Annotated in this window: 16 protein-coding genes; 7 read left to right on the top strand and 9 right to left on the bottom strand. The window is 66.3% G+C overall.

What is annotated here, in order from left to right:
• Positions 1-31 precede the first annotated feature (31 nt).
• Positions 32-577, top strand: coding sequence for an FMN-dependent NADH-azoreductase (locus tag SH584_RS05030; protein WP_324809044.1), 546 nt, complete (start codon positions 32-34; stop codon positions 575-577).
• On the opposite strand, the gene SH584_RS05025 is transcribed toward SH584_RS05030, so the two are convergent.
• The 7 genes from SH584_RS05025 to SH584_RS04995 form a co-directional block, all read right to left on the bottom strand.
• The gene (locus SH584_RS05025) at positions 574-1,428 is read right to left on the bottom strand and encodes an FtsW/RodA/SpoVE family cell cycle protein (protein WP_324809042.1); all 855 of its coding nucleotides are present in this window, start codon (positions 1,426-1,428) and stop codon (positions 574-576) included. The genes SH584_RS05030 and SH584_RS05025 overlap by 4 nt on opposite strands.
• Positions 1,428-2,729, bottom strand: coding sequence for a dihydrolipoamide acetyltransferase family protein (locus SH584_RS05020; RefSeq protein WP_324809040.1), 1,302 nt, complete (start codon positions 2,727-2,729; stop codon positions 1,428-1,430). Before SH584_RS05020 ends, SH584_RS05025 begins: the two co-directional genes overlap by 1 nt.
• Positions 2,729-3,742 (bottom strand): alpha-ketoacid dehydrogenase subunit beta, encoded by a 1,014-nt coding sequence (locus tag SH584_RS05015; RefSeq protein ID WP_324809038.1) that lies wholly within the window; start codon positions 3,740-3,742, stop codon positions 2,729-2,731. The genes SH584_RS05020 and SH584_RS05015 overlap by 1 nt, the downstream gene beginning before the upstream one ends.
• Positions 3,742-5,004: a thiamine pyrophosphate-dependent enzyme gene (locus tag SH584_RS05010; protein ID WP_324809036.1), complete on the bottom strand. Its 1,263-nt coding sequence runs from the start codon at positions 5,002-5,004 to the stop codon at positions 3,742-3,744. Before SH584_RS05010 ends, SH584_RS05015 begins: the two co-directional genes overlap by 1 nt.
• Positions 5,005-5,081: 77 nt before the next feature.
• Positions 5,082-5,291: a helix-turn-helix domain-containing protein gene (locus SH584_RS05005; RefSeq protein ID WP_322842274.1), complete on the bottom strand. Its 210-nt coding sequence runs from the start codon at positions 5,289-5,291 to the stop codon at positions 5,082-5,084.
• Positions 5,291-5,827, bottom strand: coding sequence for a DUF2975 domain-containing protein (locus SH584_RS05000; RefSeq protein ID WP_324809034.1), 537 nt, complete (start codon positions 5,825-5,827; stop codon positions 5,291-5,293). Before SH584_RS05000 ends, SH584_RS05005 begins: the two co-directional genes overlap by 1 nt.
• Before the next feature lie 85 nt (positions 5,828-5,912).
• Positions 5,913-9,275 carry an amidohydrolase family protein gene (locus tag SH584_RS04995; protein WP_324809031.1) on the bottom strand — a complete coding sequence of 1,121 codons (3,363 nt, stop codon included), beginning with the start codon at positions 9,273-9,275 and terminating at the stop codon, positions 5,913-5,915.
• A gap of 122 nt (positions 9,276-9,397) precedes the next feature.
• On the opposite strand from SH584_RS04995, the gene SH584_RS04990 reads away from it, so the two are divergent.
• A complete protein-coding gene (locus SH584_RS04990) occupies positions 9,398-9,682 on the top strand; it encodes a DUF3297 family protein (protein ID WP_324809029.1) in 285 nt (94 codons plus the stop codon).
• Between the two features lie 14 nt (positions 9,683-9,696).
• Here SH584_RS04990 and SH584_RS04985 read toward each other — a convergent pair whose 3' ends face one another.
• A complete protein-coding gene (locus SH584_RS04985) occupies positions 9,697-9,921 on the bottom strand; it encodes a hypothetical protein (protein ID WP_322842278.1) in 225 nt (74 codons plus the stop codon).
• A 238-nt stretch (positions 9,922-10,159) separates the two neighbouring features.
• On the opposite strand from SH584_RS04985, the gene SH584_RS04980 reads away from it, so the two are divergent.
• The 4 genes from SH584_RS04980 to SH584_RS04965 are packed head-to-tail and all read left to right on the top strand — an operon-like array spanning position 10,160 to position 11,705.
• Positions 10,160-10,294 (top strand): hypothetical protein, encoded by a 135-nt coding sequence (locus tag SH584_RS04980; RefSeq protein WP_324809027.1) that lies wholly within the window; start codon positions 10,160-10,162, stop codon positions 10,292-10,294.
• Positions 10,287-11,063, top strand: a complete 777-nt coding sequence (gene pspA, locus SH584_RS04975) for a phage shock protein PspA (protein ID WP_322842280.1) — start codon at positions 10,287-10,289, stop codon at positions 11,061-11,063. The genes SH584_RS04980 and pspA overlap by 8 nt, the downstream gene beginning before the upstream one ends.
• Positions 11,064-11,082: 19 nt before the next feature.
• Positions 11,083-11,472: a PspC domain-containing protein gene (locus SH584_RS04970; RefSeq protein WP_322842281.1), complete on the top strand. Its 390-nt coding sequence runs from the start codon at positions 11,083-11,085 to the stop codon at positions 11,470-11,472.
• Positions 11,473-11,474: 2 nt separating this feature from the next.
• Positions 11,475-11,705, top strand: coding sequence for a hypothetical protein (locus tag SH584_RS04965; RefSeq protein ID WP_322842367.1), 231 nt, complete (start codon positions 11,475-11,477; stop codon positions 11,703-11,705).
• Here SH584_RS04965 and SH584_RS04960 read toward each other — a convergent pair.
• Positions 11,702-13,789: a TonB-dependent receptor gene (locus SH584_RS04960; protein WP_324809023.1), complete on the bottom strand. Its 2,088-nt coding sequence runs from the start codon at positions 13,787-13,789 to the stop codon at positions 11,702-11,704. The genes SH584_RS04965 and SH584_RS04960 overlap by 4 nt on opposite strands.
• Before the next feature lie 127 nt (positions 13,790-13,916).
• On the opposite strand from SH584_RS04960, the gene SH584_RS04955 reads away from it, so the two are divergent.
• Positions 13,917-15,119, top strand: coding sequence for a threonine synthase (locus SH584_RS04955; protein ID WP_324809021.1), 1,203 nt, complete (start codon positions 13,917-13,919; stop codon positions 15,117-15,119).
• Positions 15,120-15,152 lie beyond the last annotated feature (33 nt).

The following is a 15,152-nucleotide window of genomic DNA, read 5'->3' as shown; positions in this document are numbered from 1 at the left end:
TCAGGCACAAATCAATACCAAGGACCAGATGATGACCATCCTCAAGATCGACAGCAGCATTACCGGCGACGTCAGCGTCAGCCGCCAGTTGACCGGTGCCATCACCGACCAACTCGTCTCGCAGAACCTCGATCAGCGCGTCGTCCAGCGCGATCTCGTCGCGACGCCGCTGGCGCACTTCACGCTGGGCGGATCGGGCGATGCCGACATCCTCGCCGAGTTCATGGACGCCGACACGATCGTGGTCGGTGCGCCGATGTACAATTTCACCGTTCCCAGCCAGCTCAAGGCGTGGATCGACCGGATCCTCGTCGCGGGCACGACTTTCCAGTACAGCGCCGAAGGCAAGCCCGAAGGCCTCGTCGGCGACAAGCGCGTCATCGTCGCCATCTCGCGCGGCGGTTTCTACGATGACGGCAACGCTTTCGAACATGTGAAGAGCTACCTTCAGGCGGCGTTCGGCTTCATCGGTATCGTGCCCGAATTCGTCCACGCCGACGGGATCGCGGTCGGACCCGAACAGCGCGACGCCGGGATCGCCAACGGCCTCCTCGAAGTCGAGCGGCTAGCCGCCTAGGACGGAGGGCCGAACGGGGCGGCGCGTCGCCGTCCCGTCGCGACCCACCCAAGCGCCAGGCCGAAGCCGACCAGGTGGCTAGGCGCGGCGCCGGCGACGGGCATCGGGAACGCCCAGAATGCCGCGACGACCGCCGCGACGGTGAAATAAGCCGCAAGCGCGATGCCGTCCGCATCGCCGCTCGCCGCGAGCGCGGCGATCATCAGCGCGACCGCGGCAAGATGCAGCAGGATGGCGGGCGTCCCGCTCAACCGCGCAATCTCGATCGTCCCTTCGACAAACGCGACCGGGGGCGGGGTGCGGATCCCTGCAACGACAATCCCGACGACAGTCACGAACAAAGCGCCGACCGCGATCGAGGTGCGCCGCCGCGACCAGCCGCGACGCGAATGGACACTGGCGTGGACCATCAGCGCGACCATTCCGGCGGCCAGCGCGGACAAGGTCGCCGCGTCCGGCTGCAGAGCCACCAGCGCCATCGGCAGCAGGATCAGCGCACGCCAGTGGCGGCCTTCGCGGCTGGCAGCGATCGCCAGCAGCAGCGGCACCAGCATCAGCGCGGGCTGGACATCGAACGGGCCGAGCGGGAGCCAGCGGCGAACGCCGTCGACCTCGGCCCCGACCAACAGAACCAGCGCAAGGACGACGGTGCCAAGCGCGAACAGCGCCGCGGCGCCCCAATGCCGGCGAGCAAGAGCGTGAGAGCCCCACCCGAGAGCCAACCCGACGACAAAGGCCGCGGCGTTTCTGCTGGCCATGCCGGGCAGGGCGCCGACGTCCCACAGGAACGCCGCGCCGGCGGCGACCGCGCAGGTGCCGAGCGCCAGCGACGCCGACCCCGCGCGGGACATCAGGCGCTCAGCAACCGCAGCGGGTTTTCGATGTAGGACTTCATCGTCTGCAGGAAGTTCGCCGCGTCCCAGCCATCGACGACGCGATGGTCGCAGCTGAGGCTGAGGTTCATCAGCTTGCGCGCTTCCAGGTCGCCATCGACGATCACCGGCATTTCGCGCAGCTTGTTGACCGCGATGATCGCGACTTCGGGCCGGTTGATGACCGGGGTCGAGGTGACGCCGCCCATCGGGCCGAGGCTCGACAAAGTGATCGTCGATCCGCTGAGTTCGTCGCGTGAGGCCTTGCCCGACTTGGCCGCATCGGCAAGCCGCGCGACCTCGCGTGCGAGTTGCCACACGTTCCTGGATTGCGCGTCGCGAATGACGGGGACCATCAGGCCGCCGGGAGTCTGCGTCGCCATGCCAAGGTGCATCGACCCGTGACGGGTCAGCTGCATGGCATCGTCGTCGAAGGTCGCGTTGAGCATCGGCCAATCGACCAGCGCCTTGCCCATCGCGGTGATGAGGAATGGGAGCAACGTCAGCTTGGGATTGTCGCCGCGATCGCGATTCATCATCGCGCGAGTCTCTTCCAGGTCGGTGACGTCAAACTCTTCGACCAGCGTGAAGTGGGGTATGCGGCGCTTGGCCTCCTGCATATTCTCCGCGATCTTGCGACGAAGCCCGACGACCTTGATCGTCTCGTCGGCGCGCTTGGCGCCGCCGCCGTGGCTGACGCCACCGCCATGATAGAGCAAATACGCATCGAGGTCGGCGTGGCGGATGCGATCGCTTGCGATCTTCACGTCGCCCAGGTCGATGCCCAGGTCGCGCGCACGCTGGCGCACTGCCGGCGAGGCGAGCACCTTCGCTGCTTCGGCATGATCGGTCACAGGCGTCGGCGCAGATTCGGCGCGAGGTGCGACCGGTGCAGGCGCGGTTGCAGGCGCTGGTGCCGGCGGGGTAGGCGCTTCCTCCGTCGCGCTGGTCGGAATCGCTTCCTCCTGCGCCTCGGTAGCGACGACCGCACCGTCACCAAGCGGCTGCTCGTCGCGGCTTTCGGGCGCGGCGGCGGTGCCTTCGGTCTCGATCTCGACCAGCACCGACCCGATCGCGATCTGGTCGCCGACTTCGCCGGCCAACTTGGTCACGGTGCCCGCGACCGGGCTTTCCATTTCGACCGTCGCCTTGTCGGTCATCATATCGGCGAGCTGCTGGTCTTCTTCGACCCGGTCGCCGACCGCGATGTGCCATGCGACGATCTCGGCCTCGGCAATGCCTTCGCCGATGTCGGGGAGCTTGAACTGATAGGTCGCCATTAGGACTCCATCACTTTCTTGAGAGCGGCCTTGAGGCGCTTCGGCCCCGGGAAATAGGCCCATTCGTAGGCATGCGGATAAGGGGTATCGGGACCCGCCACGCGGATCACCGGCGCCTCGAGGTGATAGAAGCAGCGCTCCTGCACCAGCGCGGCAAGCTCGGCGCCGTAACCGCAGGTGCGCGTCGCTTCCTGCACCACGAGGCAGCGGCCGGTCTTCTTCACGCTTTCCTCGATCGCTTCGATATCGAGCGGAAGCAACGTGCGCAGGTCGATGACCTCGGCGTCGATGCCATTCTCCTCGACAGCGGCACGCGCGACGTGGACCATGGTGCCATAGGTCAGCACGGTCAGCGCCTCGCCCGGGCGGACGATCGCGGCCTTGCCGAGCGGCACGGTGAAGTGGCCGTCAGGGACCTGCGCTTCCTCGCGCTTCGCCCACGGCGTGACCGGGCGGTCGTGATGTCCGTCGAACGGGCCGTTGTAGATGCGCTTGGGCTCGAAGAAGATCACCGGATCGGGATCCTCGATCGCCGCGATCAGCAGGCCCTTCGCGTCGTGCGGGTTCGACGGGATCACCGTTTTCAGGCCGGCGACGTGGGTGAACAGCGCTTCGGGGCTCTGGCTGTGCGTCTGCCCGCCGAAAATGCCGCCGCCGTAGGGGGAGCGGATGACCATCGGCATAGTCCATTCGCCCGCGGTGCGATAGCGCATCTTGGCGACCTCGCTGACGATCTGGTCGTAGCCGGGGTAGATGTAGTCGGCGAACTGGATCTCGATCACGGGCTTCAGGCCATAGGCCGCCATGCCCACCGCAGTGCCGACGATCCCGCCCTCGGAAATCGGCGCGTCGAAGGCGCGGGTCTTGCCGAACTGCTTTTGCAGGCCTTCCGTCGCGCGAAACACGCCGCCGAAATAGCCGACGTCTTCGCCATAGACGACGACGCTCTCGTCCTTGGCCATCATCACGCGGTGAGCGTCGTTGATCGCCTGGATCATGTTCATCGTCGCCATCAGCCGCGCGCCTCTTCCAGGATTTCTTCGCGCTGCTCGGCGATGTGCCACGGCACCTCGGCATAAACGTCGTCGAACATGCCCGCGATGTTGTCGCGGCCCTGTTCGGGAAGGATGCCCTGTTTTTCCGCATCCTTTTGCGCGGCGCGGACCGTGGCGTCGATTTCCTTGTCGAGCGCTGCGTCGCGCTCGTCGTCCCACTCGCCCAGCGCGACCAGATGCGCCTTCAGCCGCGCGATCGGATCGCCCAGCGGCCACGCCTGCGCTTCGCCGGCGGGTCGATATCCGGTCGGATCGTCGGAGGTGGAATGCCCCTCGGCGCGATAGGTGAAGAACTCGATCAGCGTCGGTCCGCTGTTGGTCCGCGCCCGCTCCGATGCCCAGCGCACTGCCGCATAGACCGCGAGCGCATCATTGCCGTCGACGCGAAGGCCGGCGATGCCATAGCCGACCGCGCGCGCAGCGAAGGTCGCCTGCTCGGCGCCCGCGATTCCGGAGAAGCTGGAGATCGCCCACTGGTTGTTGACCACCGCCAGGATCACCGGCGCCTGGTAGACCGCGGCGAAGGTCAGCGCTGAATGGAAGTCGCCTTCCGCGGTCGCGCCGTCGCCGATCCAGCCCATCGCGATGCGGCTGTCGCCCTTGATCGCGCTCGCCATCGCCCAGCCGACCGCCTGCGGATATTGGGTGCCGAGGTTGCCCGAGATGGAAAAGAAGCCGTGCTTCTTGTCCGAATACATGATCGGTAGCTGGCGACCCTTCAGCGTATCGCCCGCGTTCGAGTAAATCTGGCACATCATCTGGCGCAGCGGATAGCCGCGCGCGACCAGCAGGCCCTGCTGGCGATAGGTCGGGAAGTGCATGTCCTCGGGGTCCATCGCGGTGGCGGCGGCGACCGCAATCGCCTCCTCACCCGTGCACTTCATGTAGAAACTGGTCTTCCCCTGCCGCTGCGCGCGATACATTCGGTCGTCGAACACGCGGACCGTCTTCATGTCGGTCAGCATCTTGCGCAGGGTATCGGGGTCGAGGCGCGGATCCCATGGCCCCGTCGCGCGACCTTCGTCATCGAGCACGCGCACCAGGTGGTTGGTCAGCGGATGCGTTTCCTTCGCGTCGGCACCGACGTCGGGCCGCGGCGCTTCGCCAGCAGCGGGGACGACGATCGACGAGAAGTCGGGCGCGTCGCCCGGCCGATACGCCGGCTCGGGCACATGCAGGGCCAGCGCCGGCCGATTGGGGCGCGCTTGGGGTTCGCTCATCCTCACCTTTCCGCCGCCGATGGCCGGCGATCGATATTTTAGAGTCGCGAACCCCCTAGATTGTTCCGCCTCGTGCCTCAACCGGTGGCGTCGAACGCCAATATGTCGCCAGGTTGACAATCGAGTTCGCGGCAGATCGCCTCGAGCGTGGAGAAGCGGATCGCGCGCGCCTTGCCGGTCTTCAGGATCGACAGGTTGGCCAGCGTGATGTCGACCCGCTCCGCAAGTTCGGTGAGGGTCATCCGCCGCTCGTGAAGCCGGTCGTCGAGCTTGACGATGATCGCCATCAGATCGTCCCTTCCAGCTCTTCGCGCATCGCCGCGCCGACCCGGAACACCCGCGCCAGAATGAAGAGCACCAGCGTCAGCAGAGTCGCGCCGACGGCCAGGTTAAGCGCGTCCTCGGCGAGGAGGGCAGTGCTCATCTTGCGGAACCAGACCGCAATCGAGGCCACGGCAACCAAGAGGAACTGGATCACGAGATTCATCCACGCCATGCGCTGCAGCCGGTCGGCATTGATCGGAACGAACGGGTCGCCCATTCGCACCGACCCGACGATGCGGAAGAGTTCGCGCAGGAAGAGAAACGTCAGCGCAAGCAGCGCGCCGATCAGGAGCATACCCGCGACCACCGCGAGATAGCCGCCGTCCGCTACGCCCTCGAGCGCCAGCTTGTCGTTCATCTCCTGCCGCTGGACGGTCAGCACGGCGCCGAGACCGATCGCGGTCATCGTCGTTGCAAAGGCGCAAAGACCCATTGCCCCACCAAGGACGTATCGCGCGGTGGTGAGCAACGGGTCCGAATTCGATCTGGTGATGGTCATCATCGTTCTCCGATATCCTCAATATCGAAAAACAATATGCAATCTGCGCTTATTGTCAATCGACAATATCGAAAAACGATAATGATCAGTCTTGGTGTGGCACTCCGACGCTCGCGCCGGCAGTGAAGCTTCCGCCGGCTTGCTCGTGGAACCAGAAGGGCTTGAAGCCCGACGCGCTGCCCGGGACATTGCCCGCAACCACCTGAAGATTACGGTCGAGCAGGCGGCCGCCGACCATCGTCATCGAGACGCTAGTCGAGTTTCGGATGTTCTCCAGCGGGTTGGCGTCGAGGATGACGAGGTCGGCCAGCTTGCCAGGCTCGACGCTGCCAAGGTCCTTGTCGAGGCCGAGCGCGCGCGCCGGGTTGATCGTGCCGGTCTTGAGCGACTGCAGCGGAGTCATTCCGCCGAGGGCGAAGCTCCACAGGTCCCAGTGCGCGCCAAGGCCTTCGCGCTGCCCGTGCGCGCCGATCGACACCGGCACGCCAAGCTCGCTGACCTGTCGTGCGACGTTGGCGATCGACTGCAGATTATTCTCTTCGTCGGGATACATCACCGGTCGGCGCGAGCGCGCATCGAGCAGGGGGCGGGGGACCCAGCGCGACAGGATCGGCTCCTCCCACACCTTGGTTTTCTGGTACCACCAATTTTCGCCGAACGCGCCGCCGTACGCGACGATCAGCGTGGGCGTGTAGGCGGTGCCGCTGCCGCGCCAGAATTGAAGCACGTCGTCGTAAACATTGGCGACGGGCAGCGAATGTTCGATCGTCGTGTGACCGTCGGCGATCATCGTCATGTTGTGCTCGAACAGCGAACCGCCTTCGGGAACAACTTCCATCCCCAGTTGGCGCGCGGCCTGGATCACCATCTGCCGCTGTTCGCGCCGCGGCTGGTTGTAGCTCTTCACCGACCAGGCGCCCGATGCCTGCAGGCGCCGCAGGTGCGACAGCGCGTCGTCCAGGCTGTTCACCTCCACCGTGAATGGCGTCGTCGCGCCGTAAAGGATGGTGCCGGTCGAGAAGATGCGGGGCCCGAGGATCTTGCCCGCCTTCTGATATTCCGCCGCGGCGAAGATCTCGGCGGTGTCGTTCGACGGGTCGTGCACCGTGGTCACGCCATAAGCGAGCGCAGCGGCGTGGACCCAATTCTGCTGCGGCACGATCAGGTCGCTGCCCATCGGCCCGTGCCAGTGCGCGTCGATCAGGCCGGGGATGATCGTCTTTCCGGTGACGTCGATCGTGCGCGTGCCCGCCGGTACCGACACCGCGGCGGTCGGCCCGACGGAGATGATGCGATCGCCTTCGATCACCACCGTCCCGCCCTCGATCACTTCGTCGCCGCGCATCGTCACGATCCGCGCCCCGGTCAGCGCGATGCGGCCCGATGGCTTGACCTGTTCGGCAACGATACCGAGTTGCGCGACCAGAGGCGCGGGCGCCTGCTTGCCGCCAGTGAAGGCGTTCGAGGCGCCGACATTCTGGCCGTAGAGGTTCGGACCCTGGCTCCAGTAGAGCGTGCGCCCGTTGCCCGACCAGTGGATCCAGTCGCCCGCATCGACGCTGAGCCGCGACTGCGGCAGCGCCTTGCCCTCGGGCGCGATTTCGATTTCCCGGCCCGAACGAACGAACGGCGTCACATAGGCCTGGTAGCGCTCGGTCCAGGCGACATACTGCTCATCGGGCGACAGCGCGAACCGCGCTGCGTTCTGCGAGACGAGGTGCGTGACTTCGTCGGTCCCGGCGAGCGACACCGACTTCAGCAGCCGCTTGCCCTCAGGTCCCGACGCGGTGAAGAAAATGCGGTCGTTGGCCGCGCCGAACATCGGCTGGCCGCCGCTTTTCGCGACGCGCTTGGCCGCCCCGCCGCGCGCGGGGACGACGTAGAGACCGGGATCGCGGCCGTAGAGCGGCGTCGTCAGGAAGCCGTCGCTGGTCTTGCGATAGGTGATCATGCTGCCGTCGGGCGAGAATGCGGGCTCGACGTAATGGCCCGGCTCGCTGGTGACGACGCGACCCTCGCCGCCGCCCGCCGACACCACCTTGATCCGTGCCGCCTTGTCATCGGTCCAGCCGACATAGGCGATCTGCCGCCCATCGCGCGAGAAGGTCGGGTAGCTTTCCATTTCCGCGCCGCGGGTCAGCCGCCGCGGGTTGGCGCCGTTGCCGTCGGCGATCCACAAATTGCCAAGCGCTTCATAGACGGTGCGCGACCCGTCGGGGCTCTTGGTGGCGAAGCGGACCATTTTCGTTTTGAAGCTGGCGGGCGCGACTTCCTTCTGCTGGCGAACCGCATCCTCGACGAAGCGCGATCCGGTGACGTGGAAGGGGATTTCGAAGATGGCGCGGCTGGCCACGTCGACGCGGTGGATCCCGCCCTTCGCCCAGAACACGATCGACTTGCTGTCAGGGGTCCAGCTCATCCCCGGATAGACGCCGTGGACCGCCCAAGTTTCCTGCATGTCGCGGTCGAGGATGTCGGTGACCGGCGTGATGCGTCCGGACGCGATGTCCATCGTCATCAGCGTCGATTTGTACCGGACGCGGCGGATGAAGGCCAAGGTCTTGCCGTCCGGCGACGGGGTCGGACGGATCGCGCCACCGGGACCGTCGACATAGGTTTCGATCGTGCCGGTCTGCCGGTCGAGCCGCTGGATGACGTAGATCTGCCCGTTCGGATCCTTCGAATATTCGAACGTGTCGCCGGGAGTCGCGTCGTCGGAGAAATAGAGATAGCGGCCATCGGGCGAGAAGGCGGGTTCGTTGGTGTCCTTCTGCTTGGTGCGCGCCTTGGTCATCTGCACGCCAGAGCCCTTGTCCCCGCCGCTGCGGTGGTAGAGCCACATCTCGCCCGCGCCGAGCGAGCGCGACGAGGTGAAATGCTTGCGCGCGACGATGAAGCTGCCGTCGGGCGACCAGTCGGCCTGGTTGAGCAGGCGGAAATCTTCCTTGGTGATCTGGCGCGGGGCGGAGCCGTCGCGGCGGATCGTCCAGATATTATCGCCGCCGCCGCGGTCGGACGTGATCGCGATCTCCTGCCCATCGGGCGAATAGCGCGGCTGCATGTCCCACGAATGGCCGGTCGAGATCGCGCGTGCTTCGCCGCCGCCGATCGGCACGGTATAGATGTCGCCCAACAGGTCGAACGCGATCTCGCGTCCGTCGGGCGACACGTCGAGGCTCATCCACGTGCCCTTGCGCGTGTCGATCGGCACGGTGCGACCGGGGCCGTGGGGGACGTTGACGTTCCACTTCGGACCCTTGAGACCGGCGGTCCCCGGCGCGGGGGCGATCCCAGGCGGCACGTCCTGCTGGATTGGTTCGGCCTGGCCCGGCTGCGGGATCGGCGGCGCGACCGGCGGGGTGGGGGCGGGCGTCGGCTGCTGGGCGGCAAGGGTCGGCACGGCGACCGCGAACAGAGAGCAGCCGAGCAGCAGCGAAATATGACGCATGAGAGTCCCCCGAGGTGTTGGTTCGCGCGGGACCTTGGCGATGGGCGGCGTGCAAGGCAACGCGTGTCGCCCCGCCGTTCGTCGAATTGACGGGGCCGCGTGCCAGCGGCTAGGCGGTCGGCATGACCGACAAGCCAGACCTCCCCGACCGCCTCAGCCTCGACCCGCGCAACGAGCACTTCGACCAGGACGTGCTGAAGCATGGCGTCGGCATCCGCTTCAACGGTGTCGAAAAGACCAATGTCGAGGAATATTCGATTTCCGAAGGCTGGATCCGCGTCGCCGCGGGCAAGAGCCGCGATCGCTTCGGCAATCCGATGACGGTCAAGCTCAAGGGCACCGTCGAACCTTACTACGAAGGCGAAGAAAAAGGCCCCGGCGAGGCGCCGAGGCCTGATCCTTACTGACTTACCGTGCCGGCTTAGACGGCGCGGCTGTTCCGGCGGCGCGATTCCGCTGCCTTGCGACCACGCGAATAGTCGATCAGCTTCTTGGCGCCGTAACCGGCGGCTAGCGCGAAGCCGAGCGGGCCGAGCCCGCGACGAGCGATGACCGGCACCGCGGCGCCCAGCAGCGCGCCCGCGGCCTTGTTGTTGCGTCCAGCGAGCTTCTCTCCGGCGATCGCGCCCAAAATCTTGGCAAACATGATGGTCCCTTTCAGGTGAAAATCTGATTGCGGCACCAGCGAACGACGCACGCCACGGTTCCCGCGCGGCAAAGTCGTGGGAATTCCCAACTGCTGGTGGGAATTCACGCCAACTCCTCCCCATTCCGCCGCCGAATATCCCATTTTTGGCGGAAAACTCGAATTGGCACGGCACTTGAAACAGTTGAGGCATGGACCCGACGCACCAAGCCGAGGGCCATGAAAAAGGGAGAATAAAATGTCCGGTCTGAAGTTTCATCGTCATCTGGTCGCGGCCTTCGCGTCGCTCCTGATGAGCTCGATCGCGGTCAGCGCCGCGATTTCTCCGGCCCCCGTTTCGGCCGCCAACGTGGAAGTTGTCACCTATGCCTGAATTCGAACCGATCGTGGCCCGTCCGGCCATCCGCATTCCGCGGGTTGCCGAACAGCAGACGGAAACGGTTAGCCGTTTCGCGCCGCTTGCCGGCATCCTGTCGGGCCCGATCTTCACCCGGACCCGCGACATCATCGCGGCGAACATGACGGAATTGCTCGACCGGTCGGAAGACCCGGCCCGAATGATCCGCATGATCATCGTCGAGATGGAAGAGACGCTGGTCGAGGTGCGGGCCACCGCCGCCCGGTCGATCGCCGACATCAAGGAGCTTCGCCGCTCCTGCAACCGGCTCGACGACCTGGCCAATGGGTGGACCGAAAAAGCCGGCCTCGCGCTGGAAAAGGGTCGCGAAGACCTGGCCCGCGCCGCGCTGGTCGAAAAGCAGAAGGCGGCCGAAATGGCCGAAGGAATTCATGCCGAGATCGCGCAGATCGAAACGGTGCTCAAGGGCTACGAAGCCGACATCCAGCGGCTTCAGGCAAAGCTTGCCGAGGCCCGCGCACGCCAGGCCGCGATCAACAGCCGGTTCGAGAGCGCGATGACCCGCGCCCGCACCAGCGAGATGCTGCACGGCAGCCGCACCGAGGAAGCGTTCGCCAAGTTCGAGCTGCTCGAACGCCGCGCGGACTTTGCCGAAGGACGCGCCGACGCACTCGGCCTCACCGGGCCGAAGAGCCTGGAGGAAGAGATTTCGGAGCTTCGCGCCGCCACGGCGGTCGATGCAGAACTCGAAGAACTCAAAGCCGCGCTGAACGCGGCCAAATAATCGGGAAGGACAAAGGGGAATGTCGTTGAAAACCAATTATTCGCTGGATCGCCACGATCGCAAGATCGCCGGGGTCTGCTCCGAGCTCGGCCGCCGCTTCAGCGTCGACCCGACCTTCCTTCGCATCGGCTTCGTCGCCCTCGCGCTGTTCACCGAATGGGAGATTGCAGTCGTCGCCTATGCCGCGATGGCGATCTACTTCTTCGCGCAAAAGAAGAAGGCCGGAAGCAGCGAACGCGTCAGCGAATATGACAAGATGGGCAAGGTTGGCGAAGGCCGCACCTCGATCCACGCGCTCCGTACCGAGCTGGACGAGAACGACCGCCGCATGATGGCGATCGACCACCACCTCAACAGCCAGAACGACGAACTGGCTCGCGAGATCGAAGCCCTCCGGTCGGAGAAATGACCATGGACGCGCTATCGATTGGCCTGATCGGGGGAACCTCGATCGTTGCCCTGGGCGGCGCCGCGATGGCCGCGCTCAAGGGATGGCAGGGGTGGCTCGACTTCAAGCGGCTGGAACTTGCCAGCCGCATGGGCGAACCCGACCTGCCCCCCGCCGGCGGACGCATCGAAATTGCGGACCTCAAGGAACGGGTCCGCAAGCTCGAGGCGATCGCCAGCGGGATCGACCTTTAGAAGTCGAACCGCGCGGTCAGGCGGATGTCGCGCCCCGCCAACGGGGCGTAATCCTTCAGCAAGCTGGAGTGGCGACGCGCGGTGACATCGAAGATGTTGTTCGCGGCCAGACCGAGTACCAGGTCGGGACGACTGGTCAGCGGATGCCATTCGACCGACGCGTTGAGCAGGGTGTAGCCCGGCGTTTCGGTCTCCAGCGGCGCGGTCCGCGACTGCTTGAACGCCCGCTCGACCTCGACCCGCCCATCGATCGGCCCGCGGCTTGCGGTCAGCGCACCGAGCAGGCGCACCGGCGGGATCTGCGGCGCAGGACCATAGCCCTTGATCGTCGCGCGAACCGCATCGGCCTGCGCTTCCATTCCCCAATCGATCCCCGCGGCCGTCCCGAGCGGCGAGGTCAGTTCGACCTCGATCCCCGAGTAACGCGCCTTGCCCTGAGAATAGAGGTAGACGGGCAGGTCGTCCTCGATCTCGCCGGTCGGCGACTGGTAGATGAAGTTGGTGAAGCGGCTGTGGAAGGCGGTCAGGCCGAGCCGGACGGGGCCCGCCGTCCGGCGCAGCGTCAGTTCGCCGCCCAGGCTGCGTTCGGCCTTCAAATCAGGATCGCCGATCTCGAACGCCTGCGTGCCCGCGTGCGGACCGTTGGCGAACAGCTCGTCGACCGCCGGCGCGCGTGAGGAGCGGGCAAGGTTGATCCCGGCGCGCCATCCCGGCGCGAACTCGTAGAGCGCGCCGCCCGACAGCGAGACGGTGGTGAAGCGGCGGCGTCCGGCGTCGGTGCCAAGCTGATCGTCGGCCTCGGCGGTCAGCGTCGAACGCTCGATCCGCGCCCCCGCCTCGAACCGCCAGTCACCCGCGCGATAGCTTTGCAGGGTGAAGAGGCCGGCCTGCTTCTGCCGCGCGTCGGGGAGGTATTTTTCCTCACCACGGATGCGGACCGACTTGTCGACATATTGAAGGCCGCTGGTGCCGCCCCAACCGCCACGCTCGTTCTGCACTGCCTCGGCGCGAAGTTCGCCGCCGTTGGTGAAAAAGCTGGTGCCGATCTCGCCGCTCTCTTCGAGCTCGTCGTGGCGATAGCGCGAATAGCCGCCGCGGAGCTTGATCGCCTCGAACGCGCCGCCGATCGGCACTTCGATGCGCCCGTCATATCGTGTCGAGCGAACGTCTAGCGTCGGCGCCTCGACCTCGGCGCCGGGCTCGAGCGAGTAGCGCAACGGGATTCCATAAAGCGCGGTGTGGCGCGTGATCGACAGGCCCGCATTCAAGCCGCCATCGACGTAGGCGATTCCGCCCGCGAATTCCTTGGATCGCGCCGCGCTGTTGGGCAGTTCGCCCTTCAGGTCGGCAAGCGCGCGGACGTCCGGGTCGGCGCTCGCGCGTGCCTCCTCGCGCAGTGGCCGCGAGAGGACGTAGCCGCCGGTGTCGAGATCGTCGCTCTTCGACCAGCTGCCGTCGCCATGAAGGACGAAGCCCGCGCCGAGCGGAACGTCGACCGACAGGCTGGCGGAGCGTTCGTTGGCGGCCGAGCCGTAACCGGCCATGCCCTCGGCATGAAGCGGCCGTTCGGGATCGCGGCGCGGAATACGCGAGTCGATGACGTTGACGACACCGCCGATCGCCGACGATCCGAACAGAAGCGCCGAAGGGCCGCGCAGGATTTCGACGCGGTCGGCGGTCAGCGGGTTGATCGCGACCGCATGGTCCGCGCTCGACGACGACAGGTCGAGGCTGCCGATGCCGTCGGTCAGGATGCGGATGCGGTCACCGCCAAGGCCGCGCAGGATCGGGCGCGACGCGGCGGGTCCGAAGCTGGTCGCGCTGACGCCCGGCTGCTTCGCGAGCGTCTCGCCGATGCTGGGCCGGACCTCGCGCGCGAGATCGGCGCCATCGACGACCGACACGCCGCCAAGCACATCGTCGATGCTCTTGCGGGTGCCGGTCACGATCACGTCGTTGGCGTGGTCGTGGTGATCGTCGACATGGTCGGGCTGCGCGGCGGGGGCCGTGGTCGTCTGCGCGAAGGCGTTGGCAGGGAGAAGAGCGAGCGAGAGCGCGAGAAGCGATGTGGAGATCTTTTGCATGTCGGACTTGTAGGACAGGATGATACAACATGACAAATGGCCGCGCGGACTGTTCGTCGCTGCTCTTCGTCACTTCGTCGAAAGCGAAGGGTCGCGGAGTGGGCATCGCTGCGCTAGGCGCTTGCCCATGTTCATGACCCACCTCGAATGCTCGCTGACCGGTGAGCGCTACGACTCCGACCGTCTCCAAAATCTGTCGCGCGCAGGAAGACCGCTGCTGGCGCGCTACGATCTCGACAAGGTCGCCGCCGTCCTGACCCGCGAAGAATTGGCGAAGCGCCCCGCGGGCATGTGGAAGTGGCGCGAACTGCTTCCGCTTCCCGCTGGGTCGGAGCCCGTAAGCCTGGGCGAACCGGAAACGCCGCTGATCGAACTCGTCCAGACCGGCACCAATCACGGAGCCCGGCCGCCGCTGGTGAAGGACGAAGGACGCTTGCCGACCGGTTCGTTCAAGGCCCGCGGGCTGGCGGCGGCGGTGAGCATGGCGCGGCACTTCGGCGTGACTCGCATCGCCATGCCGACCAACGGCAATGCCGGCGCCGCGCTCGCCGCGTATGGCGCCCGCGCTGGCATCGACACGCTGGTGATTTGTCCGCAGGAGACCCCCGAACTCAACATCCGCGAGACCGCCGCGCTCGGCGCCGAGGTGATCGTCGCCGACGGCCAGATCGACGAATGCGGTCGCATCGTCGGCGAAGGCGCGGCGGCGGGGCGCTGGTTCGACTGCTCGACGCTGAAGGAGCCCTATCGACTGGAGGGCAAAAAGGTCATGGGGCTCGAACTCGCCGAGCAGCTTGGCTGGGAGCTTCCCGACGCGATCTTCTATCCCACCGGCGGCGGCACCGGCCTGATCGGCATGTGGAAGGGCTTCGACGAACTGGAGAAGATCGGCCTGATCGGATCGAAGCGCCCGCGCATGATCGCGGTGCAGGCGACCGGCTGCGCGCCGATGGTCCGCGCGTTCGAGGCGGGCGAGGAGTTTGCGGAACGCTGGGAAGGGGCGGCCACGATGGCCACCGGCATTCGCGTTCCCAAGGCGGTCGGCGACTTCCTGATCCTGCGCGCGGTGCGCGAAAGCGGCGGCGCCGCCATCGCGGTCGAGGAGGAAGCGATCGCCCGAGCGGTCGAGGATGTCGCGGGCGACGAAGGAATGCTGCTTTGCCCCGAAGGCGGCGCCGTCGTCGCGGGATGGCGCGCGGCGCTCGACCGGGGTCTGGTCGATCGCAACGAGCGGGTAGTGCTGTTCAATTGCGCCAACGGCAACAAATATCCGCTGCCCGATCGGGCGCGGCGGATGCGGCTGGCGGAACTGGATGCGGGAAGCCTCTAGGCCCCAGAAACGAGTAAACCCCGGCAACCGAAG

This window comes from Sphingomonas sp. LY29 (assembly GCF_035593985.1).
Lineage (GTDB): Bacteria > Pseudomonadota > Alphaproteobacteria > Sphingomonadales > Sphingomonadaceae > Sphingomicrobium.
This window is presented reverse-complemented; position numbering and strand designations above follow the sequence as displayed.